This window comes from Pseudomonas sp. PGPR N4 (assembly GCF_059693665.1).
The window spans coordinates 439,923-460,984 of sequence record NZ_JCAUKV010000002.1 but is presented as its reverse complement, the minus strand read 5'-3'; the positions used below and the strand labels follow the sequence as shown (position 1 = coordinate 460,984).

The window sequence follows — 21,062 nt, the reverse complement described above, 5'->3', positions numbered from 1 at the left end:
TCAAAGCTGCTTGAGCAACTGCTCCAGTTGCTCCTGGCGCTCGGCCTGGTTGAGCCGCGCGCCAGGGTTGAGCGACGACCACTGCGGGTGTGCCCGGGCCTTGTGCAGGGCTTCGGGCAGCTTGCCCTCGCGCCAGGCCTTGTCTTCCCCCGCCTGCAGCTGAATGCTCTGCTGCGCCGCATGGCCGCGGCTGTCCAGGGCCTTGAGAAGCTGCTGCTGACGCAACGCCAGCAGCCGCAGCACAGCGTCATCCACCGTCAATTCCCGCTGGCCCTTGAGCTTGCCGAGCAAGCGCGAGCCGTAGCTGCGTGCGGTTTGCAATGCGCCGCCAGCGATTGCCCCGGCCAGCGCAGCGGCGCCCAGGGTCAGCCCGCCCACCAGCAAATCAACGCCGGCGCCCGCGGCTGCACCGGCAGCAACGCCGCTGCCCAGGCGCACACCAAGCAGTTTCAAGGTTTCCGGGTTGAACAGATCATCGCCCCAGCGCCCGTCCAGCAACGGCAAGTCGCCTGCGCTGGCGTCTTCGCGGCGGAACGCATACAGCTTGAGCAACCCCTCGACACAGCGTTGCTCGCGCTGGCGCACTGCTTGGCGCAGGGCTTCGATCGCCTGCGCTTCGGCCGCCGGTTGGGCCTCGACGCTACGCCGGCAGGCGGCACAATCGAGCAACAGTTCGGCGATCAGGCGCTTGGCGCTGTGCTGGCGGGCCAGACGCTGCGCCTGCTGATCCTCGATCAGCCGTTGCAGGGCGGGACGTGACTCTTCCAGCAACAGCGCCAGGCTTTCATACAGGCGGCGCTCGCCGTCTTCTGGCGGGGCCACGCTATCAAACCGCACCAGTGCATGCAGGCCCAGCCGAGCCAGGGCTTCGCGCCATTCCGGCTCGCGGTGCTCGCTGCTGGCGACAAAGTTGAGCACCGGCAGCAGCGGCCGCCCGCAGCTGGCCAGCACTTCCAGTTCATCACGGTATTTGGCCAATACCGGCTCACGTGCATCGATCACGTACAGCCCGGCATTGCTGGCGAGCAACTGGCGCAGCACCTTGGCTTCCTGTTCGAAACGCTGACGGGCTTCGCTGCCTTGCAGAAAGCGCTCGAGCCGGGCTGGGCCATCCAGCCGTTCGCCGGGCCGTTCCAGGCGTTCGAGATAGTCGAGCAGGGCGATGGCATCTTCCAACCCTGGCGTGTCGAACAGGTCCAGCAACGGCTCGCCATCCACCGACAGCCGCGCACCTTCGACGTGGCGGGTGGTGCTGGGGCGATGCGAGACTTCGCCGAAACCGACGTCACGGGTCAGCGTGCGCAGCAGCGAGGTCTTGCCGACATTGGTGTGGCCGACCACGGCCAGTTTCAGCGGCTCAGTCATGGCCTTGCTCCAACCAGTTCAAAGGGGCACTGTCGGCATAGGGCAGGCCGAGGCGCTCGAGGGCCTCGTGCCAGTCGCTCAGGCGCGCGCTGTCCAAGGTTTGCCCGGTAAGCGCCGGCAGCAGCCAGATCCGCGTGGCGCCTGCGTTGCGCGCCAGTTCGGCGAGCAGCGCCAGGCTGCCACGGTCTGGAGAGCGGCGCGGGTCGCAGGCGATAGCCAGGCGGGCCGGCGGGAAGCGGCTGAGTTGCTCAAGCAGCTTGTTGCGCGACTCGCGGCTGTCGAGCAGGCCGGCTTCGCTCACTCCAGCCGGCACCGCCGGCGGCCAGGGACGCTGATCATCCAGCTCCAGGCCCACCAGCACTGCACCGCTGGCGCTGGCGTCCAGGTGCCCGGCGTGAAACTCCGGCAGTAATTGCGGTGCTGCGTCCTGCACGCCCAGCCGTTCGCTGCTGGGCATCAGCGCTTCGCGCAAGTGCGCATAACCGGGCAGGCTCACGTCCAGTTGCAGGCGGTTACGGCCCTGGCGCCAGCGCCACAGGCACAGCAGCGCCAGCAGCAGGCGCGGCAGCAGGCCATACACCAGTACCACCCCAAGCAACCAGCTGGCCCAGGCCTGGCGCGCTACATCCAGCGCCGGCAGCGTCGCGCCGCTGGCGCGGATCATCGCTTCGTCCGGCACGGCAAAGCCGAGCAGCGAGGGCAGGGCGCCAAGGGTATGGGTCAGGGTAATGAACGGCTCGGCGGCGAGCAGGGTAGTTTCCCAGACAAAGCCGTAACGGCGGGTTGCCAGCAATGCCAGCAGCATGACCACGGCGGCAATCATCGCCAACAGCCACAGGCCATGCACCAGGGCACCGAGCAACCAGCGGTTGAGGCGCTTACGTTGCAGCAGCACCACCAGCGCCGGCGCCAGGTGCGCGGCCTTGGCGTCGCGGGCGAAGCGCTCGCTCAGCCACAGCCACAGCCGGCCCAGGGTTGCCCCTTGCTCGCCGGCGAACAGCAGGCCGCCTGCCCAGCCGATCAGCATCAGCAGGTTGAGCCCGAGCAGGCTGCCCAGGGCCCAGAACACATTGACCGGGCGTTGACCATCGCCAAGCGCGGCCAGTCCGAGGCCGGCGCCGCTGACTACCGCCAGAATCATCATTGCCAGCAGGGCCAGCCGTGCGCCTTGTTTCCAGTGGCGCAACGCCTCGGCCAGGCCATCGCGTTCGGCCAGCCACAGGGCACGGGTTTCGATCCGCGCAGCAAGGTCGCCGCCTTGCTGGCGGGCGCGGCGGTTGGCTTCCTGATCTTCCAGAGGACCGGCGTGTTCCTCGCGCAGGCGGACCGCTTCGGTGAGCCAGCGCTTGTCGAGTGGAGTGGGTGCAGTCACAAGGTCTTCCAATGCACAGGTCAGGGCACAAGCTTAACCCAGCTGCGGTTTGCTATCCTCGTCGGCATGAAGACATCTCTCCCCCTCAGCCTGATCGCGGCCTGCGCCAGCAACCGCGTGATCGGCATCGACAACTCCATGCCCTGGCACCTGCCGGGGGACTTCAAATACTTCAAGGCAACCACCCTCGGCAAGCCGATCATCATGGGCCGCAAGACCTGGGATTCGCTGGGCCGGCCGCTGCCAGGGCGGCTGAACATCGTCGTCAGCCGCCAGCCTGGCTTGCAGCTGGAAGGCGCCGAGGTGTTCCCCTCGCTGGAGCAGGCGCTGGCACGTGCCGAGCAATGGGCGCACGAGCAGGGCGTCGATGAGCTGATGCTGATTGGCGGCGCGCAGTTGTACGCGCTGGCGCTGGAGCAGGGGCTGGTCAGCCGCATGTACCTGACCCGGGTCGAACTGTCGCCGCAGGGCGATGCGTGGTTCCCGGAGTTCGACGCACAGCAGTGGACACTGGATTCGAGTGAAGCCCAGGCGGAAGACGGCAAGCCTGGCTACCACTTCGAGGTATGGAACAAGCGTTGATAGACAAGGGCCGCGATGCGGCCCTTGTGCGTTTCAGGTGTGGCTCAGCTCGGCGTGCTGGTCATCGTCCAGCACGGCCTTGTCGGTACTCTTGAGCAACTGGCTGGTGACCACGCCTGCGGTCATCGAGCCATTCACGTTCAACGCGGTGCGGCCCATGTCGATCAGCGGCTCGACCGAGATCAACAGCGCCACCAGCTCGACCGGCAGGCCCATCGCCGGCAGCACGATCAACGCGGCGAAGGTCGCGCCGCCACCCACACCTGCGACACCCGCCGAGCTCAAGGTGACGATGGCGATCAAAGTGGCAATCCACAGCGGATCGAAGGTATCGATGCCCACCGCCGGCGCCACCATCACCGCCAACATGGCCGGATAGAGGCCGGCACAGCCATTCTGGCCGATGGTTGCGCCAAACGATGCGCTGAAGCTGGCGATCGACTGCGGCACGCCCAGGCGCCGGGTCTGCGCTTCGATATTGAGCGGAATGCTCGCCGCACTGGAGCGGCTGGTGAAGGCGAAAGTCAGCACCGGCCAGACCTTGCGCAGGAAGCGCAGCGGGCTGACTCCGGTGGCGGCCAGGATCAGGCCATGTACCACGAACATCAGGCCCAGGCCGAGGTACGACACCAGCACGAAGCTGCCCAGCTTGAGGATGTCTTCGATGTTCGAGCTGGCGACCACCTTGGTCATCAACGCTAGCACGCCGTACGGGGTCAGCTTCATCACCAGGCGCACCAGGCGCATGACCCAGGCTTGCAGGGTGTCGATGGCCGACAGCGCGCGTTCACCTTTTTCGCGGTCATCCTTGATCAGTTGCAGTGCCGCCAGGCCAACGAACACGGCGAAGATCACCACGCTGATGATCGAGGTCGGCTTGGCCTTGGCCAGATCGGCAACCGGGTTGCTCGGCACGAATGACAGCAGCAGCTGCGGGATATTCAGATCGGCGACCTTGCCGGCATAGTCGCTCTGGATCGCCTGCAGCCGCGCCGCTTCGGGGATGCCCGCGACCAGGCCCTCGGCGCTGAGGCCGAACAGGTTGGTCAGCAATACGCCAATCAAGGCAGCGATGGCAGTGGTCAGCAGCAATGTGCCGATGCTCAGCACACTGATCCGGCCAAGCGCCGAAGCATTGTGCAGGCGCGCTACTGCGCTGAGGATCGAGGCAAAGATCAGCGGCATGACGATCATCTGCAACAGCCCGACATAGCCGTTACCGACCAGATCGAGCCAACCGATGGTGGCCTTGAGCACCGGATGCCCTGCGCCGTAAACAGTGTGCAAGGCCAGGCCGAACCCTACGCCCATGACCAACCCGAGCAGGACCTTCTTGGCCAGGCTCCAATCGGTGCGGCGGGTTTGCGCCAGGCCCAGCAGCAGGGCCAGAAACGCCAGCAGATTAAGTGACAACGGCAGGTTCATTACAGCTCCGGGATCGAAAAAGGGGGCGTCGCGTCTGGGCGCGATTGCGAACTCAAATGCTAACAGCTTGAAAACAAACGAATTTATATCTGAATGGAATGTGCTTAGCTCGGTATGGAATAACAACGGCTTCGACGTCGCAATAAACAAACCGTTTCACCTGATGAGCGCTGTCTGAGCGGGCAGGCTGGCTACAGGCGAAAAAAAACCGGCGCACCAGGCGCCGGTCTGTTGTTGCCGAAAAGTCTTACAGCCCGTCGAGCAACGCCTTGTCGCGCACAGCGCCTTTGTCGGCACTGGTTGCCAGCAGCGCGTAAGCCTTCAGCGCCGTGGTGACTTTGCGCGGACGCACTTCCACCGGCTTCCAGCCCTTCTTGTCCTGCTCGGCGCGGCGGGTGGCCAGCTCCTCATCGCTGACCAACAGGTTGATCGAGCGGTTGGGGATGTCGATCAACACCTTGTCGCCATCGCGCACCAGTCCAATCGCGCCACCGGCAGCGGCTTCAGGCGAAGCGTGGCCGATCGACAGGCCCGAGGTACCGCCAGAGAAGCGGCCATCGGTGAGCAGGGCGCAGGCCTTGCCCAGGCCTTTGGACTTCAGATACGAGGTCGGGTAGAGCATCTCTTGCATGCCCGGGCCGCCTTTCGGGCCTTCGTAACGGATGATCACGATGTCGCCGGCCTGTACTTCATCGGCCAGAATGCCGCGCACGGCGCTGTCCTGGCTCTCGAAGATCTTCGCGTTGCCTTCGAACACGTGGATCGATTCGTCAACACCGGCAGTTTTCACCACGCAGCCATCCAGGGCGATGTTGCCGTACAGCACGGCGAGGCCGCCTTCTTGCGAATAGGCGTGCTCGAAGCTGCGGATGCAGCCGTTTTCACGGTCGTCGTCGAGGGTTTCCCAACGAGTCGATTGGCTGAACGCGGTCTGCGTCGGGATGCCACCAGGGCCGGCCTTGAAGAAGGTGTGCACAGCTTCATCGTCGGTCTGGGTGATATCCCATTTGGCGATGGCTTCTTCCATGCTCGGGCTGTGCACGGTCGGCAGGTCGGTGTGCAGCAGGCCGCCACGGGCCAGCGAGCCGAGGATGCTGAAGATGCCGCCGGCGCGGTGGACGTCTTCCATGTGGTACTTCTGAATGTTCGGCGCAACCTTGCACAGCTGCGGCACCTTGCGCGACAGCCGGTCGATATCACGCAGGTCGAACTGGACCTCACCTTCCTGGGCTGCAGCGAGCAGGTGCAGGATGGTGTTGGTCGAGCCGCCCATGGCGATGTCGAGCATCATGGCGTTTTCGAACGCCTTGAAGTTGGCGATGTTGCGCGGCAGCACCGAGGCGTCGTTGTCGCCGTAGTAGCGTTTGCACAGCTCGACGATGGTACGGCCGGCAGTGAGGAACAGCTGCTCACGGTCGGAGTGGGTGGCCAGGGTCGAACCGTTGCCAGGCAGGGCCAGGCCGAGTGCTTCGGTCAGGCAGTTCATCGAGTTGGCGGTGAACATGCCGGAGCACGAGCCACAGGTCGGGCAGGCGCTGCGCTCGTACTCGGCGACTTTTTCATCGCTGGCGGTAGAGTCGGCGGCGATGACCATGGCGTCGACCAGGTCCAGACCGTGGCTGGCGAGTTTGGTCTTGCCGGCTTCCATCGGCCCGCCGGAGACGAAGATCACCGGGATGTTCAGGCGCAGTGCAGCCATGAGCATGCCAGGGGTGATCTTGTCGCAGTTGGAGATGCACACGATGGCGTCGGCGCAGTGGGCGTTGACCATGTACTCGACCGAGTCGGCGATGATCTCGCGGCTGGGCAGCGAATAGAGCATGCCGTCGTGGCCCATGGCGATGCCATCGTCGACCGCAATGGTGTTGAACTCTTTGGCCACGCCACCGACGCGCTCGATCTCGCGGGCGACCAGTTGGCCCAGATCCTTGAGGTGCACATGCCCCGGGACGAACTGGGTGAACGAGTTGGCGATGGCGATGATCGGTTTCTTGAAGTCTTCGTCCTTCATCCCGGTTGCGCGCCACAGGGCACGGGCACCGGCCATGTTGCGGCCGTGGGTGGAAGTCTTGGAACGATAATCAGGCATGAAGCACTCCTGGCGGCTGAATCAGGTCAGAAAAAAGGGAAGTGAGCTTCTCTTGTCCTTTGCACCGCAGGCCGGTTGCCACTGGCACGGATGAGGTCGAAAACACTACGGGATCGCCGCAAGCTCGACCAGAGCTCATAAACCCGCCGGGGATGACTGGCGATGAATAGGCCGATTCTACACCGCTGCGGCCGTGAAGGGAGGCCGATGTGCCGGGTGGATATTGGCTAGGCATTGGCCGAACTGTCGTAGGAACCTTCCTAAATGCGCTCGAACGGGCAATTGCTGGCTGACGTGCCCTCGCCAGCTGCCTATTATCGCCGCGCCGCATGTGCGGCTCGACGAGACACACCCTCAATGGACCTTCCCAGTTTTCAGTTCATCACGAACCTGCATTCTGGCACTGAGCGCGCTGGCGCCAGGGCTGCCGAAGGCTTGCACCTGAGAGGGTGAGGGCTGCAGGCGCCCGCGTCGGCGCCTGGAGACAACACATGCACTACTCCCCCGATTATGTAGACGCGCAAGCCAAGCAGCGCCGCGACGCCCAGGCTCGACGTGACCACCTGCTGCGGTCGCAGCTCCATCCTGCCGGCACCGCCGGTGCGCTGATGATCAGCCAGTACTCAAGCCTGGAGAGTGGCTTGAGCGCCAGTCAGGCGATCGACATGCTGCGCCGCGAGGCGGCTGATGCCGAAACCATCTATCAGTCCTATGTGCTCGATGAGCAGCGCAACCTGCTCGGCACCGTGTCGCTGCGCGAGCTGATCCTGGCAGCACCCGAGGCGGCGATTGAACAGGTCATGGTGCGCAATATCATCAGCGTCAGCGTGCACACCTTGCAGGAAGAGGTGGCGCGGTTGATTCGCCTGCATGACCTGCTGGCGGTGCCAGTGCTCGACGACGACGGCCGCTTGGTCGGTCTGGTGACCTGTGACGAAGCGTTGGATGTGGTGGTGGAAGAAGCCACCGAAGACTTCCACAAGGGCGCGTTGATCGCCAATCACGTCGGCAACCTGCGCGACGCCACGCTGGGGCTGCTGTACCGCAAGCGCGTGCTGTGGCTGGTGTTGCTGGTGTTCGGCAACCTGTTCTCGGGCGCGGGCATCGCCGCGTTCGAGGAAACCATCGCTGCGCATATCGCCCTGGTGTTCTTCCTGCCATTGCTGGTCGACAGCGGGGGCAATGCCGGTGCGCAGTCGGCAACCCTGATGGTCCGCGGCCTGGCGACGGGCGAGGTAGTCATGGCGGACTGGCTGCGGATGCTTGGCCGCGAGTGCGGCGTGGCCCTGGCGCTGGGTGCGACCATGGCAGTGGCGGTAGCTTCGCTGGGGATGTTGCGCGGCGGTGCGGACATCGCCTTTATCGTCGCCAGCAGCATGCTGGTGATCGTCTTGATTGGCAGCCTGATCGGCATGAGCCTGCCGTTTCTGCTCAGCCGGATCAACCTTGATCCAGCCACGGCGAGTGGGCCGTTGGTGACGTCGGTGGCTGATGCAGTGGGGGTGTTGATCTACTTCGGCATTGCTTCGCAGGTGCTGGATATCTGAGCAGCAGCGATGACAGCGACCAGGCGTCGCTGTCATCGCGCTCAGGCCAGCGGCTTAGCTGTTGGGCAGCAAGCGGCAGGTGATGCTCTTGATGTAGCGGGTTTCAGGGATCGCCGGGTGCACCGGGTGATCAGGGCCCTGACCGCCGCGCTCGAGCAACTGCAGGTTGCGGTCGAGGTGGCGGGCGCTGGTCAGCAGGATGTTGTTGAGGTCGTCTTCGGGCAAGTGCATCGAGCACGAAGCGCTGACCAGAATGCCGTCCTTGTTGAGCAGGCGCATGGCTTGCTCGTTCAGGCGACGGTAGGCGCCTTCGCCGTTTTTCAGGTCCTTCTTGCGTTTGATGAAGGCGGGTGGGTCGGCGATGATCACGTCGAAGCGCTCTTCAGCGGCCTTCAGCTCGCGCAGTGCTTCGAACACGTCACCTTCGATGCAGGTCAGCTTGTCGCCGATGCCATTGAGTGCTGCGTTGCGCTCGACACCGTCCAGAGCAAAGCTTGAGGCATCTACGCAGAACACTTCGCTGGCACCGAACACGCCGGCCTGCACGCCCCAGCCACCGATGTAGCTGAACAGGTCGAGTACGCGCTTGCCTTTGGCATACGGCGCCAGGCGGGCACGGTTCATGCGGTGATCGTAGAACCAGCCGGTCTTCTGCCCTTCACGCACCGGGGCTTCGAACTTGACGCCGTTCTCTTCCAGGGCGACCCAGTCCGGCACTTCACCGTAAACGGTTTCGACATAACGCTGCAGGCCTTCGGCATCGCGCGCGGCGGAGTCGTTCTTGAACAGGATGCCGCTCGGCTTGAGCACCTGCACCAGGGCGGCGATCACGTCGTCCTTGTGCTGCTCCATGGTCGCCGAGGCCAGTTGCACCACGAGGATGTCGAAGAAACGGTCGACGACCAGCCCTGGCAGCAGGTCGGAATCGCCGTAGACCAGGCGGTAGCAGGGCTTGTCGAACAGGCGCTCACGCAGCGACAGGGCTACGTTGAGTCTGTGCACCAGCAGCGATTTGTCCAGCTGCAGCTTGATGTCACGCGACAGCAGGCGCGCGCAGATCAGGTTGTTCGGGCTCAGCGCGACGATGCCCAGCGGTTTGCCGTTGGCGGCCTCGAGCACAGCCTGCTGGCCGGCTTGCAGGCCTTGCAGTGGCGTCGCGGCAACATCGATTTCGTTGCTGTAGACCCACAGATGGCCGGCGCGCAGGCGGCGATCGGCATTGGCTTTGAGGCGTAGGCTGGGCAGGGACATGACGTCGCTCCGGAAAAAAGAGCGGGATTATAGCCTGTTGCCAGGCCCGTCGGTGCGGTGGATGACGAAGCGCTGCGGGAGCTGCAAGGGTGGCTGACACCTGGGGTAGCAATCTTGGGTCGTGCTGCAATGATGCAGTGGTTGGTACGTTGGGGGGCGCCGGGGTTAGAATCGGCTGACCTTATCGAGTATGTACGTATGTCCCAGGAACTCACCGCCGAACAGATCCAGCACGCCTTGCAGGGCATCACCATTCCGCCGCAGCCGCAGATCATGGTCGACCTGCAGTTCGAGCAGTACATGCCCGACCCCGATCTGGAAACCATCGCCAAGCTGATCGCGCAGGATCCGGGGCTGTCGGGGGCCTTGCTCAAACTGGTCAATTCGCCGCATTTTGGCCTGAGCAACAAGATTGGCTCGATCCAGCGTGCGGTCAACCTGCTCGGCAGCCGCTCGATCATCAACCTGATCAACGCGCAGTCAATCAAGGGCGAGATGAGCGATGAGACCATCGTTACCCTCAACCGCTTCTGGGACACCGCCCAGGACGTTGCGATGACCTGCCTGACCCTGGCCAAGCGGGTCGGCATTCAGGCAGCGGACGAAGCCTATACGCTGGGCCTGTTCCACGATTGCGGCGTGCCGTTGATGCTCAAGCGCTTCCCCAACTATATGGAAGTGCTCGAAGAGAGCTACGCGAAAGCCGATGAGCAGACCCGCGTGGTCGATACCGAGAATCGCGCGTTCAACACCAATCACTCGGTGGTGGGTTACTTCACCGCCAAGTCCTGGCGCCTGCCCGAGCACATCAGCGCGGCCATCGCCAACCACCACAACGCGCTGGCGGTGTTCCGCGACGAAACCTCGCGCAATACCCAGAACCAGCTGAAGAACCTCTTGGCAGTGCTGAAGATGGCCGAGCACATCTGCTCGTCGTATCAGGTGCTGGGCAATCAGTCGGTCGATCATGAGTGGAACGCGATCAGCGCGCTGGTGCTCGATTACATCGGCCTGTCCGACTACGACTTCGAGAACCTCAAACAGACCATTCGCGAATTGGGCGGGCGCTGACCGATGCCTGAATTGCCAGAAGTTGAAACCACCCGCCGGGGCATTGCGCCGTATCTTGAGGGCCAGCGCGTCAGTCGCGTGGTGGTGCGCGAGCGGCGTCTGCGCTGGCCGATCCCGGATGACCTCGATGTGCGGTTGTCCGGGCAGCGTATCGTCAGCGTCGAGCGGCGGGCCAAATACCTGTTGATCAACGCCGAGGTCGGCACGCTGATCAGCCATCTGGGCATGTCGGGCAATCTCAGGCTGGTCGAACTGGGTTTGCCGGCGTCCCGCCATGAACACGTCGATATCGAACTCGAGTCCGGGCTGGCGCTGCGCTACACCGACCCGCGCCGCTTTGGTGCGATGCTCTGGTCGCTTGATCCGCTCAAGCATGAACTGCTGCTGCGGCTGGGGCCGGAGCCACTGACCGAGCTGTTTGACGGCGACCGCCTGTTCAAGCTGTCACGTGGGCGGGTGATGGCGGTCAAGCCGTTCATCATGGACAACGCGATCGTGGTCGGGGTGGGCAACATCTACGCCACCGAAGCGCTGTTCGCCGCTGGCATCGATCCGCGCCGCGAGGCGGGCGGTATTTCCCGTGGGCGTTATCTGAAGCTGGCGCTGGAGATCAAACGGGTGCTGGCAGCGGCCATCGAGCGTGGCGGCACTACCTTGCGCGACTTTGTTGGCGGCGATGGCCAGCCGGGCTATTTCCAGCAGGAGCTGTTTGTCTATGGTCGCGGCGGCATGCCCTGCAAGGTATGTGGCACTGACCTGCGCGAACTCAAGCTGGGCCAGCGGGCCAGTGTGTATTGCCCGCGCTGCCAGCGCTGACGCCGCTCAGGGCAGCACCAGTGCCTGGCCAACCCCGCGCGGGTCGCTGGCAGCCTCAACGCTGCCAGCCTGCTTGTTCCAGTACAGCACCTGCTGGTTGCCATAGCTGCGACCAAGATCCTTGAGGCGATAGCCGCGCGCTTCCAGCTGGGCTTGCTCGGCAGCACTGAACGCCCCCGGCTCGTGCTCGACTACATCCGGCAGGTATTGATGGTGATAGCGCGCAGTTGCCGGCCAATCCTGCACCGGTTGGCCCTGTAGAAAGCCCATCATCGACAGCAGCACCATGCTCGGAATGCGGCTGCCGCCCGGCGTGCCAAAGCTGGCGAACTGGGTCGGGCTCTCGATAAAGCTTGGGCTCATGCTCGACAGCGGCCGCTTGCCCGCCGCCACGGCGTTGGCCTGGCTGCCGGCCAGGCCGTAGCTGTTGCTGCCACCTGGGTCGGCGGCAAAGTCGTCCATTTCGTTGTTCAGCACGACGCCGGTACCGGCCACGGTGAACGCCGCACCAAACGGCAGGTTGACCGAAAGCGTCGCAGCGAGGGCATTGCCCTCGGCATCGATCACTGCAAAATGCGTGGTGTGATCGCCTTCGCGCCAGGCCGGCGCGGGCGGCAGGGCACTGCTTGGGGTGGCTTGATAGACGTCGATACCGTCGGCCAGACCGGTCAGGTAACTGCGTGCCAGGAGCTTGTTGATTGGGTTGCTGACGTAATCGGGATCACCCAGCAGGCCGCGGTCGCGGTAGGCACGGCGCAATACTTCGAGTACATAGTGGCTGCGCTGGACCGGCTCGGCGCTCTGCCACGGCAGGCGTTGGAGCATCGCCAGGCTTTGCGCCAGAGCAACACCGCCGGCCGAGGGCGGTGGGCTGCTGATCAGCTCGCGCTGGTCGGCCAGCTTGAAGCGCAAAGGCTCGCGCCAGACGCTGCGATAGCTGGCCAGGTCGTCGAGGCTCCAGATACCGCCCGCCTGGCGTACACCGGCCACCAGCCGCTGCGCCAACTGGCCGCGATAGAAACCATCGCGGCCGTGCGCGGCAAGCTGTTGCAGGGTAGCTGCCAGTTCGGGCTGGCGGATCAGTGTGCCCAGTGCCGGCACCTGATTGTCACGCAGGAACAGCCGCGCGCTCTGCGCATCCTCACGCAACGCTGCAAGACGCATCTGCGCCCGGTCGCGATAGACCCGGTCAACGGCAAAACCTTCATTGGCGAGGCGAATGGCCGGCGCCAGGCTGTCCTTGAGCGGCAGTTTGCCGTGGGCGTTGGCCAGATCAGCCAGCGCTTGCGGCAGGCCAGGGATGGCAGCGGCCAATGGCCCGTTGATCGACAGGCTCGGGCTGAGCTTGCCATCTTTCAGGTACATGTCAGCGGTTGCTGCGCCGGGCGCACGCTCGCGGGCATCGAGAAAACGGTAGCGTGGCGTCTCGCCGGCTTCACGCAGCAGGAAGAAGCCACCACCGCCCAGCCCGGAACCGTAAGGCTCGACCACGGCCAGCGCAGCGCTGACGGCAATCGCGGCATCGAAGGCATTGCCGCCCTGTTCGAGAATCAAGCGGGCGGCAGCGGTCGCGTCGGCGTGCGGGCTGGCAATCGCAGCGCGGCCAGGCACCTGGGCCTGGGCGGCCGTCGCCAGCAGTGTGACAACCGCACCAAGCGCCGCCCGGCGCAAACCGCGCAGGCTGATCACTAGGCTTTGCCGGTGATCCGCTGATATTTGGCCATCAGCTCGTCGGTGGTTTCCGGGTGCGCTTCATCCAGCGGGATGCAGTCGACCGGGCAGACCTGCTGGCACTGCGGCTCGTCATAATGGCCAACGCACTGGGTGCACAGGTTCGGATCGATCACGTAGATCTCTTCACCTTGGGAGATGGCAGCGTTCGGGCACTCGGGTTCGCAGACGTCGCAGTTGATGCAATCGTCGGTGATGATCAGGGACATGGGGGCTCCGGCCGGGGCTCTGGGCCCGGGCATGTTTCAGACCTAATGGCCGCAATTGTGCCGCAATCGCGCCCGCAGTGCACGCGGGCGCGACGTTCAGGCGCTGCAGATCACTTCTTGAAGCGTTCGGTGAGGGCCTCGGCCACTGCCGGATGAACGAACTTGGTGATGTCTCCGCCCAGCGCGGCGATCTCCCTGACCAGGGTCGAGGAGATGAACGAGTAACGTTCCGAAGGCGTCAGGAACAGGCTTTCGACGTCGGGCGCCAGTTGCCGGTTCATGTTCGCCAGCTGGAACTCGTACTCGAAGTCCGACACTGCACGCAGGCCGCGCAGGAACACATTGGCGTTCTGCTCCTTGGCGAAATGCGCCAGCAGGCTGGAGAAGCCGATGACCTCGACATTGGGCAAGTGGCTGGTGACTTCACGCGCCAGAGCGACCCGTTGTTCCAGCGGGAACAGTGGGTTTTTCTTGGGGCTGGCCGCCACGGCGATGATCACATGATCGAACAGACGCGAAGCGCGCTCGACCAGGTCGCCATGGCCCTTGGTAATCGGGTCGAAAGTACCCGGGTACAACACTCGGTTCATCGCGTCATCCTGGCTGGAGTGCGTTGGGGAGTCGGATGGTAGCGCAGCGACTGCGCCCGGCCAAGTCGCACGGCCTGACCAAGGCACTATAGACAGTCCGGGCAGGGCTTGTCATGCGCGCGCGAGTCAGCGAATGAACAGCTTGTAGACCAGTCGTTGCAGTGCTTTGCCGTACGGCGGATAGATCAGCCGGGCCAGGTTGAGCCGCTGCTTGCTCAGTACTGCCCTGGCGTTGCTGAAGGTCAGGAAGCCGTCGTGACCGTGATAGCGGCCCATGCCCGAAGGCCCGACGCCGCCAAAGGGCAGGTCATCCTGGGCAACATGCAGCAGGGTGTCGTTGATGCATACCCCACCCGAGTGGCTGTGCTGCAGTAGCAACCGCTGCTGCGCGCGGTCCTGGCCGAAGTAATACAAAGCCAAGGGCCGCGGCCGCTGATTGATGTAGGCGAGCGCATCGTCGAGCTTGTCGTACGGCACCAGTGGCAGCAGTGGGCCGAAGATTTCGTCCTGCATGATCTGCATGTCATCGCTCACATCCAGCAGCAGATGCGGCGGCAGGCGGCGACCTTCGCGGCTTTCATGCGGATACAGGTCAAGCACCTGAGCACCTTTGTCGCTGGCATCCGCGAGCAAGTGCACGAGCCGCTGCAGTTGCTGCGGGTTGATGATCGCGCTGTAGTCGCGGCTGCCGGCGATGCTCGGGTACAGGCGGCGCACGGCCTGTCGGTAGGCGTCGGCAAACGCGCCGACACGATCACGCGGTACCAGTACATAGTCGGGCGCGACGCAGGTCTGGCCGGCATTGAGCAGTTTGCCAAAGGCGATGCGCTCGGCGGCACCGGCCAGGGCCGCGTCGGACGAAACGATGACCGGCGACTTGCCGCCCAGCTCCAGCGTTACCGGAGTCAGGTTGTTGGCCGCCGCCAGCATCACCCGCCGGCCGATGCTGGTGGCACCGGTGAACAACAGGTGGTCGAACGGCAGGCGGGCAAATGCCTGGCCGACCTCGACCTCCCCCAGCACCACGCTGACCAAGTCCTCGGGAAACACCCGCGCCAGCAGCGCTTGCAGGGCGATTCCGCTGGCCGGGGTGGCCTCACTGAGTTTGAGCATGACCCGGTTGCCCGCCGCCAGCGCTCCGGTCAACGGGCCAATGGCCAGAAACAACGGGTAGTTCCACGGCACGATAATGCCGACCACACCCAAAGGCTGGTATTCCACCCGCGCGCTGGCCGGTTGAAAGGCCAGACCGACCTTGCGCCGCGAGGGCCGCATCCAGCGCTGCAGCTGGCGCTCGGCATCGCGCAGGCCTTGCACCGTGGGCAGCAGCTCGGCCAGCAGGGTTTCATCAGCGCTACGCCCGGCAAAGTCGGTATCGATCGCCTCGATCAAGCGCTGTTGGTCTGCCAGCAGCGCTTCGCGCAGGCTTTTCAGCCATTGCCGGCGCTGCGCGGCAGGGGGCGACGGGTTGCCGGCGAACGCCTTTCGCTGCAGGGCGAACGTCGCTTGCAGGTCGAGGTCGGAATGCACAGGAGGCGCGCTCAGGGTTGAAGACATCACAGGCTCCGCGAGGCCGGACAGGTGCTAGAGCTTGTACTCTAATTCGATCAGGATTTCGACCCGTCAGCAGCCTGCAATCGTGCAACCGTGGCTGGATTGACCGTAAGATGCGGTATCGAACTGCCCGTAACCTGGAGCTGAGCATGGCCCCACGCATCAATACCCGTGAGCGCATCGTGCAAAACAGCCTGGAGCTGTTCAACCAGCAGGGCGAGCGCAGCGTCAGCACCAACCACATCGCAGCCCACATGGAAATGTCGCCCGGCAACCTGTACTACCACTTCCCCAACAAGCAGGCGATCATCGCCGTGCTGTTCAGTCAGTACGAAGAGCTGGTCGACAGCTTTCTGCGCCCGCCCCAGGGCCGCGCGGCGACCGTCGAAGACAAACGCTTCTATCTCAAGGCACTGCTCGCGGCGATGTGGAACTACCGCTTTCTGCATCGCGACCTGGAGCACCTGCTTGAGAGCGATCTGGAGCTGGCGGCCCGCTATCGGCGCTTTTCCCAGCGCTGCCTGGTGCAGGGCCAGGCGATCTACCGCGGCTTTGTCGATGCAGGCATCCTCGCCATGGCGCCGGCGCAGATCGAGTCGCTGACCATCAATGCCTGGATCGTGCTGACTTCGTGGGTGCGCTTTCTCAGCACCACCCGCGAACATTCGGCGCATCTGGGTGAAGAAGCTTTCAAGCGCGGCGTCTATCAAGTGCTGGTGCTGGAGCTGGGCTTCGTTACGGCCGATGCGCGCGCTGCCGTCGACGCCTTGTGCGATGAATTTCACATACCTCTCAACCAGGCCCTGGCGCACTGACGCCTTGCTGCCATTCGATCAGGAGATTGCCATGCCCCTCGCGCAGTTGATCACCCCACAGCAGTTGGCCGAGCGTCTGGACTCGCCTCGGCTGGTGATTCTGGACTGTCGTTTTGCTCTGGAGGACGTCGATTACGGCCAGCGCAGCTATGCCGAAGGGCATATCGCCGGCGCGCACTTTGCCGATCTTGAGCGCGACCTGAGTGGCAAGGTGGTCAGGGGACAGACCGGCCGGCATCCGTTGCCGGACCCGCAAAGGCTGATCGAGCGGCTGCGCGAGTGGGGAGTGGACAACGACAGCGAGGTGGTGCTGTATGACGACGGCCCTGGCGCCTTCGCCGCACGCGCCTGGTGGCTGCTGGTGTGGCTGGGCAAGCGGGACGGTGTGGCGATACTCGATGGCGGGCTCAAGGCCTGGCATGCCGCGCAACTGCCGCTGAGCCTGGATTCGCCACCCAAGCGCGAGGGCGGCTTCAGCGGTGAGGCCGATACGCAGCTATTGATCGATGCCGAGCAGTTGCTGGCCGAGCTGGACAAACCTGAGCTGACCTTGCTCGACGCCCGCGGCTTGCCGCGTTTTCGTGGCGAAGTGGAGCCGATCGATCCAGTGGCAGGGCACATTCCCGGAGCCAGATGCGCGGCATTCACCGACAACCTAGGCGCCGATGGCCGTTTTCTGCCGGTCGAACAGCTCAAGCAGCGCTTTGCCGAGCAGTTGGCCGGGCGCGCGCCAGAGCAGCTGATTGCCTACTGCGGCTCGGGGGTGACGGCGTGTCACAACCTGTTTGCCCTGGCGCTGGCCGGCTATCCGTTGGGCCGCTTGTATGCAGGTTCCTGGAGTGAGTGGATCAACGACCCGCAGCGCGGCGTGGCCACTGGCGACTGAGGCCGTCAGCGCTTAACCGCGCTCGGCCAGCCACTGCGGAATGCGCCGCTCAAGGTAATACCCCGGCTTGCGCAGGCTGCCTTCGACAAAGCCTACATGCCCGCCGCGGGCATGCAGTTCGAATTCGGTCTGCGCCGGCAGCTCTTCAGGCGTCGGCAGGCTATGGGTGAACACGAACGGGTCGTCGCTGGCGTGAATGATCAGGGTCGGTGTGCGGTTCTCGCCCAGGTAATAGCGGCTGGATGCTCGCCGATAGTAATCGTGCGCATCGGCAAAGCCGTGCAGCGGCGCGGTGACCTTGCCGTCGAAATCCCAGAACGTGCGCATTTTGCCCAGCGCGCCTAACTGCTCGATCTGGTCCAGCCCCTGCTGCTGGCCGGTGGCGCGAAAGTACTGCTGCTTGTGTTGCACGTAGGCCAGCATCTCGCGCATGAAGTGCGCTTGATAGATTTTCGAAAAACCCAGCCCGATGCGGTCGGCGCATTGATCCAGGCGAAACGGCACCGATACCGCGACCGCTGCCTGCAACTGACTGGCGGCGCCGCTTTCACCCAGGTACTTGAGTAGCACGTTGCCGCCCAGTGAGTAACCGACCGCATACAACGGCGCCATCGGCCGCTGCGCACGCAGGTGCTGGATGATTTCGGCAAGGTCTTCGCTGGCGCCGGAGTGATAGCTGCGCGCAAGCAGATTCGGCTCACCCGAACAGCCACGCCAGTTGACCGCAACACTGGCCCAGCCGAGCGCCTGCAAGGCATGCTGCAAACCCTTGACGTAGGGCGAGCTGGACGAGCCGGTGAGGCCATGCAGGACCACCACTAACGGCGTGTCGAGCTGATGCGGCCCGTACCAGTCGAGGTCGATGAAGTCGCCATCGGTCAGCCAGAGCCGCTCGCGACTGCGGGCCAGCTCGGGCAATCTGCGCCAGAGCGGGCCCCACAAGGTTTGCAGGTGAGGGTTGGTCAGGCCGGTGGCCGGGCGGAACTGGGCAGTGTGGCTGGGCATGCTGGGGCGGCTCGTGATGTGCCTGCCTAGAGTGCCATGAAACGGCGCCGCTGTACCTGTGCTATCGGGCGCTGTGTGGCAGCGGCGGCAAGGGCTGCTGCGGTTGGTCCGAGCCCAGGCTGACGGTCACCATGCGACTCAGGTCGAGGTGCTCCTGCAGTGCGTGGCGTGCGCTGCGTGCGCTGACTGCGCTCAACTGCGCCTGGTAGGTGACCAGATGATCGGCGGGCAGGCCCTGATGGCTGCCTTTGCTCAACAGCTCCACCAGCCCGCTGTTGGTTGCCACCGAGCGTACCAACTGGCCAGACAGCTGCCGACGGCTTAGCTCCAGTTCGGCGTTGGTGGGGCCCTCATTTACCAGCGCTTCGAGCATGCCCGCGACCAGTTCGCGGCTCGCCTCGCGGTATTGCGCGGCGCAGTCCCAGCCGATGGCGAGCACGCCGCCGGCCTTGAGCGGGGATGGCCGGCAACTGATGTGATAAGTCAATCCGCGACGTTGCCGCAGCTCCTGCATCAGGCGTGAGTCGAATCCTGAGCCGAGGACATCGGCTGCCAGAACCAGCGCCGGATAGTCTGCCTGCGACGGCCGCCCGCTCATGGGTACCGCAAGCAGGAGGGTGTTGTTTGCAGCAGGCGTTGGCACATGTGCGCTGGCGGCGCTGGTGGGCGGAACCGGCGGCAGCTCGGCAGCGGCCCAGCCTTGCGGCAGAGCCTCGGCGAGCTGCTCGACCAGCGCCTCGGCTTGCGCCCGCGACAGATCGCCGACGATCGACACCTGCAGATTGTTGGCCGAGTAAGCGCGCTGATGGAAATCACGCAAATCCTGGGCAGTCAGGGCCTGAATGCCCTGCTCAGTGCTACCCAATGGGGCGGCATACGGGTGCCCGGCATACAAGCGGCTGAACAGTTCACTCTGGGCGCGGGTTGGCGCAGCGTTGTAGCGAGAGCTCTGGAATGCCCGTAGTTGCTGCTTGACCTTGACCAGTTGCTGTTCGTCGAAGGCGGGCCGTGCAAGCATCTCGGTAAACAGCGCCACGGCCTGCGCCAACACCACTTCGCTGCTCAGACAGCGCAGCGACAACGAGGCATGCTCCAAGCGGATCTGCGTGCTGAGGATCGCGCCCAATCGCTCTATCTGTTCGGCAAACTGCTCGGCGTTCAAGCGCTCGGTGCCTTCATCGAGCATATACATCGTCAAGGCTGCCAGCCCGCTGTGTTCGGCATCCACGCTGGTGCCGGCATTGAACAGAACGATCAGGTCAACCATCGGCAATTGGCGCGCCTCGACGAACCGTACCTGGGTGCCATGGCTGGTCTGCCAGGCCTGTACCTCAGTGCGAACCTGTTCGAACTGGCTCAGGTCGATGCCTTCGGCTGAGGACAGGTTGGCGGTAACGGCGGTGGGTGCAATGCTTGTCGAATCAGTCATGGGTTTGCTCCTGGGGCATCATGTAGGTAATGCTCAGTCGATCCCGGGTCAGGTAGCTGAGGGCTGCGTGGCGCACAGCGTCTGCGCTGACCTGCTCGATGGCGTGCTGCTCACGGTCGGAAACGCAGGGTCGACGCCGATTGCGGCATATCGCCCAATGGCGTCGGCCTGCTGGCTGATCATGTCTCGGCCGAACACCAGATTGGCCAGCAAGCGTGCCTTGGCGCGCTCAAGCTCCGCTTCGCTGGGCGCTGTCTGGGCCAGCACCTGCAGCTCGTCCAACACCACTTCGCCGGCTTGCTGCGGGGTGCCTTGCTGGGGGTTGCTGAACATGAAAAACGACATCAGGCTGTCGCCACGCATCAGGTGCCGGTACTCGGCGCGCATCGCCTGGATCAACTGCCTGCGATTGACAAGTTGCCGATACAGCCGCGAGCTGACGCCATTCATCATCAGTTCCGGGATCAGGCGTAGTGCGCAGCTCTCATGCTCATCGACTGCGGTTGCCTGGCTGGGAACGTTGAAGTTCATGATCAAACCCTCGCGCATCTGTGCCAAGGCCACGGTTTGGCTGCGCGATTGCAACGCAGTCGGCCCTGTTGGGCGCCTATTGAATGGCACTTGAGCGCGGGCCACAGCGGCAAAATGGCGCTCGACATACCGGCGCAGGCGCGCCAGATCGATATCGCCCACGACCACCAGTGTCGCGTTGGCGGGCTGATACCAGTTCTGGTACCAACGGCGCGCGGCTTGAGCGGTGAGGCTTTCAACATCGGCCTGATGGCCGATGATCGGGGTCGCATACGGGCTGCTGCCGTGGGCCAGGAGCCTGTCCCGTTCCAGGGCGATGGTCAGTGGGCTCTGGTCGGTCTGCAGGCGTCGCTCTGCCAGCACGACCTGCACCTCGCGCTCGAAGGTCGACTGCTCGAAGCGCGCAGTGCCCATGGCATCGGCCATTGCTTCCAGTACGATCTCCAGGCGGCTGACAGGCAGCGTTACCGGGAAGCACGTAGCATCTTCGGAGGTGAAGGCGTTGGGGTCGCCGCCCAGCAGGGTAAGCAGTTTGGAGTACTGCCCCGATGCCAGTTTGCTGCTGCCTTCGAACATCAGGTGTTCGAGCAGATGCGACAGGCCGGATTGGCCGGCCGGCTCATAGCTTGAGCCGACGTGGTACCACAGTTGCGCACTGACCAGCGGGGCGCGGTGGTCCTGGCGCAGATAGACCTGCAGGCCGTTGTCGAGTTTGAAGCTTTGCAGCGGCGGCTGCGTGAGCACCGTCTGGCTGGCTGACAAAGGGGTTGCGGACGAGGTCATGATTGGAGCGC

General features: G+C 64.2%; 18 protein-coding genes. 6 read left to right on the top strand and 12 right to left on the bottom strand.

The window, feature by feature from the left end; translation table 11 throughout:
• On the bottom strand, positions 1–1,365 hold the full coding sequence (locus AC58X1_RS11695) for a GTPase/DUF3482 domain-containing protein (protein WP_150570397.1): 1,365 nt from the start codon (positions 1,363–1,365) through the stop codon (positions 1–3).
• Positions 1,358–2,749, bottom strand: a complete 1,392-nt coding sequence (locus AC58X1_RS11690; protein ID WP_497428874.1) for a DUF2868 domain-containing protein — start codon at positions 2,747–2,749, stop codon at positions 1,358–1,360. The genes AC58X1_RS11695 and AC58X1_RS11690 overlap by 8 nt, the downstream gene beginning before the upstream one ends.
• A 54-nt stretch (positions 2,750–2,803) precedes the next feature.
• On the opposite strand from AC58X1_RS11690, the gene AC58X1_RS11685 reads away from it, so the two are divergent.
• The gene (locus tag AC58X1_RS11685; protein WP_101315414.1) at positions 2,804–3,319 is read left to right on the top strand and encodes a dihydrofolate reductase; all 516 of its coding nucleotides are present in this window, start codon (positions 2,804–2,806) and stop codon (positions 3,317–3,319) included.
• A gap of 33 nt (positions 3,320–3,352) precedes the next feature.
• Here AC58X1_RS11685 and AC58X1_RS11680 read toward each other — a convergent pair whose 3' ends face one another.
• Together AC58X1_RS11680 and ilvD are read right to left on the bottom strand one after the other, a co-directional pair.
• Complete coding sequence (locus AC58X1_RS11680) at positions 3,353–4,744, bottom strand: L-cystine transporter (RefSeq protein WP_101315415.1); 1,392 nt, start codon at positions 4,742–4,744, stop codon at positions 3,353–3,355.
• A 247-nt stretch (positions 4,745–4,991) separates the two neighbouring features.
• Positions 4,992–6,833: a dihydroxy-acid dehydratase gene (ilvD, locus tag AC58X1_RS11675; RefSeq protein WP_103435662.1), complete on the bottom strand. Its 1,842-nt coding sequence runs from the start codon at positions 6,831–6,833 to the stop codon at positions 4,992–4,994.
• A gap of 491 nt (positions 6,834–7,324) precedes the next feature.
• On the opposite strand from ilvD, the gene mgtE reads away from it, so the two are divergent.
• The gene (gene mgtE, locus AC58X1_RS11670; protein ID WP_150570392.1) at positions 7,325–8,380 is read left to right on the top strand and encodes a magnesium transporter; all 1,056 of its coding nucleotides are present in this window, start codon (positions 7,325–7,327) and stop codon (positions 8,378–8,380) included.
• Positions 8,381–8,434: 54 nt separating this feature from the next.
• Here the strand turns inward: mgtE and AC58X1_RS11665 are convergent, their stop codons facing one another.
• Entirely contained in the window at positions 8,435–9,631 is a 1,197-nt protein-coding gene (locus AC58X1_RS11665) for a class I SAM-dependent rRNA methyltransferase (RefSeq protein WP_103435664.1), read from the bottom strand.
• Positions 9,632–9,883: 252 nt separating this feature from the next.
• Here AC58X1_RS11665 and AC58X1_RS11660 point away from each other — a divergent pair, with 252 nt between their 5' ends.
• Together AC58X1_RS11660 and mutM are read left to right on the top strand one after the other, a co-directional pair.
• Positions 9,884–10,702, top strand: a complete 819-nt coding sequence (locus AC58X1_RS11660; protein WP_178080808.1) for an HDOD domain-containing protein — start codon at positions 9,884–9,886, stop codon at positions 10,700–10,702.
• Positions 10,703–10,705: 3 nt separating this feature from the next.
• A complete protein-coding gene (mutM, locus tag AC58X1_RS11655; protein WP_101315427.1) occupies positions 10,706–11,518 on the top strand; it encodes a bifunctional DNA-formamidopyrimidine glycosylase/DNA-(apurinic or apyrimidinic site) lyase in 813 nt (270 codons plus the stop codon).
• A 6-nt stretch (positions 11,519–11,524) separates the two neighbouring features.
• On the opposite strand, the gene ggt is transcribed toward mutM, so the two are convergent.
• From ggt to AC58X1_RS11635, 4 genes are all read right to left on the bottom strand, one after another.
• Positions 11,525–13,207, bottom strand: coding sequence for a gamma-glutamyltransferase (gene ggt / locus AC58X1_RS11650; RefSeq protein WP_409035096.1), 1,683 nt, complete (start codon positions 13,205–13,207; stop codon positions 11,525–11,527).
• The gene (locus AC58X1_RS11645) at positions 13,207–13,458 is read right to left on the bottom strand and encodes a YfhL family 4Fe-4S dicluster ferredoxin (RefSeq protein ID WP_101315429.1); all 252 of its coding nucleotides are present in this window, start codon (positions 13,456–13,458) and stop codon (positions 13,207–13,209) included. The genes ggt and AC58X1_RS11645 overlap by 1 nt, the downstream gene beginning before the upstream one ends.
• A 110-nt stretch (positions 13,459–13,568) precedes the next feature.
• Positions 13,569–14,048, bottom strand: coding sequence for a pantetheine-phosphate adenylyltransferase (coaD, locus tag AC58X1_RS11640; RefSeq protein ID WP_101315431.1), 480 nt, complete (start codon positions 14,046–14,048; stop codon positions 13,569–13,571).
• Positions 14,049–14,174: 126 nt separating this feature from the next.
• Positions 14,175–15,605, bottom strand: a complete 1,431-nt coding sequence (locus tag AC58X1_RS11635; RefSeq protein ID WP_497428873.1) for a coniferyl aldehyde dehydrogenase — start codon at positions 15,603–15,605, stop codon at positions 14,175–14,177.
• 146 nt (positions 15,606–15,751) lie between these two features.
• Between AC58X1_RS11635 and AC58X1_RS11630 the strand changes: the two genes are divergently transcribed.
• A complete protein-coding gene (locus tag AC58X1_RS11630; protein ID WP_101315435.1) occupies positions 15,752–16,417 on the top strand; it encodes a TetR/AcrR family transcriptional regulator in 666 nt (221 codons plus the stop codon).
• Positions 16,418–16,448: 31 nt separating this feature from the next.
• Complete coding sequence (locus tag AC58X1_RS11625; protein ID WP_497428872.1) at positions 16,449–17,303, top strand: sulfurtransferase; 855 nt, start codon at positions 16,449–16,451, stop codon at positions 17,301–17,303.
• Positions 17,304–17,315: 12 nt separating this feature from the next.
• Here the strand turns inward: AC58X1_RS11625 and AC58X1_RS11620 are convergent, their stop codons facing one another.
• The 3 genes from AC58X1_RS11620 to AC58X1_RS11610 all read right to left on the bottom strand — a co-directional run bounded on the left by AC58X1_RS11620 (position 17,316) and on the right by AC58X1_RS11610 (position 21,051).
• Positions 17,316–18,308, bottom strand: a complete 993-nt coding sequence (locus AC58X1_RS11620; RefSeq protein ID WP_497428871.1) for a hydrolase — start codon at positions 18,306–18,308, stop codon at positions 17,316–17,318.
• 61 nt (positions 18,309–18,369) lie between these two features.
• A complete protein-coding gene (locus AC58X1_RS11615; RefSeq protein ID WP_497428870.1) occupies positions 18,370–19,737 on the bottom strand; it encodes a M16 family metallopeptidase in 1,368 nt (455 codons plus the stop codon).
• 48 nt (positions 19,738–19,785) lie between these two features.
• Positions 19,786–21,051, bottom strand: coding sequence for a M16 family metallopeptidase (locus AC58X1_RS11610; protein WP_497428869.1), 1,266 nt, complete (start codon positions 21,049–21,051; stop codon positions 19,786–19,788).
• Positions 21,052–21,062 lie beyond the last annotated feature (11 nt).

Bases quoted from the DNA above. Each gene is read 5' to 3' on its own strand.
- AC58X1_RS11695 (WP_150570397.1), bottom strand. From the start codon at position 1,365: ATGACTGAGCCGCTGAAACTGGCCGTGGTCGGCCACACCAATGTCGGC.
- AC58X1_RS11685 (WP_101315414.1), top strand. From the start codon at position 2,804: ATGAAGACATCTCTCCCCCTCAGCCTGATCGCGGCCTGCGCCAGCAAC.
- AC58X1_RS11680 (WP_101315415.1), bottom strand. From the start codon at position 4,744: ATGAACCTGCCGTTGTCACTTAATCTGCTGGCGTTTCTGGCCCTGCTG.
- ilvD (WP_103435662.1), bottom strand. From the start codon at position 6,833: ATGCCTGATTATCGTTCCAAGACTTCCACCCACGGCCGCAACATGGCC.
- mgtE (WP_150570392.1), top strand. From the start codon at position 7,325: ATGCACTACTCCCCCGATTATGTAGACGCGCAAGCCAAGCAGCGCCGC.
- AC58X1_RS11665 (WP_103435664.1), bottom strand. From the start codon at position 9,631: ATGTCCCTGCCCAGCCTACGCCTCAAAGCCAATGCCGATCGCCGCCTG.
- mutM (WP_101315427.1), top strand. From the start codon at position 10,706: ATGCCTGAATTGCCAGAAGTTGAAACCACCCGCCGGGGCATTGCGCCG.
- AC58X1_RS11645 (WP_101315429.1), bottom strand. From the start codon at position 13,458: ATGTCCCTGATCATCACCGACGATTGCATCAACTGCGACGTCTGCGAA.
- coaD (WP_101315431.1), bottom strand. From the start codon at position 14,048: ATGAACCGAGTGTTGTACCCGGGTACTTTCGACCCGATTACCAAGGGC.
- AC58X1_RS11635 (WP_497428873.1), bottom strand. From the start codon at position 15,605: ATGTCTTCAACCCTGAGCGCGCCTCCTGTGCATTCCGACCTCGACCTG.
- AC58X1_RS11630 (WP_101315435.1), top strand. From the start codon at position 15,752: ATGGCCCCACGCATCAATACCCGTGAGCGCATCGTGCAAAACAGCCTG.
- AC58X1_RS11625 (WP_497428872.1), top strand. From the start codon at position 16,449: ATGCCCCTCGCGCAGTTGATCACCCCACAGCAGTTGGCCGAGCGTCTG.
- AC58X1_RS11620 (WP_497428871.1), bottom strand. From the start codon at position 18,308: ATGCCCAGCCACACTGCCCAGTTCCGCCCGGCCACCGGCCTGACCAAC.
- AC58X1_RS11615 (WP_497428870.1), bottom strand. From the start codon at position 19,737: ATGACTGATTCGACAAGCATTGCACCCACCGCCGTTACCGCCAACCTG.
- AC58X1_RS11610 (WP_497428869.1), bottom strand. From the start codon at position 21,051: ATGACCTCGTCCGCAACCCCTTTGTCAGCCAGCCAGACGGTGCTCACG.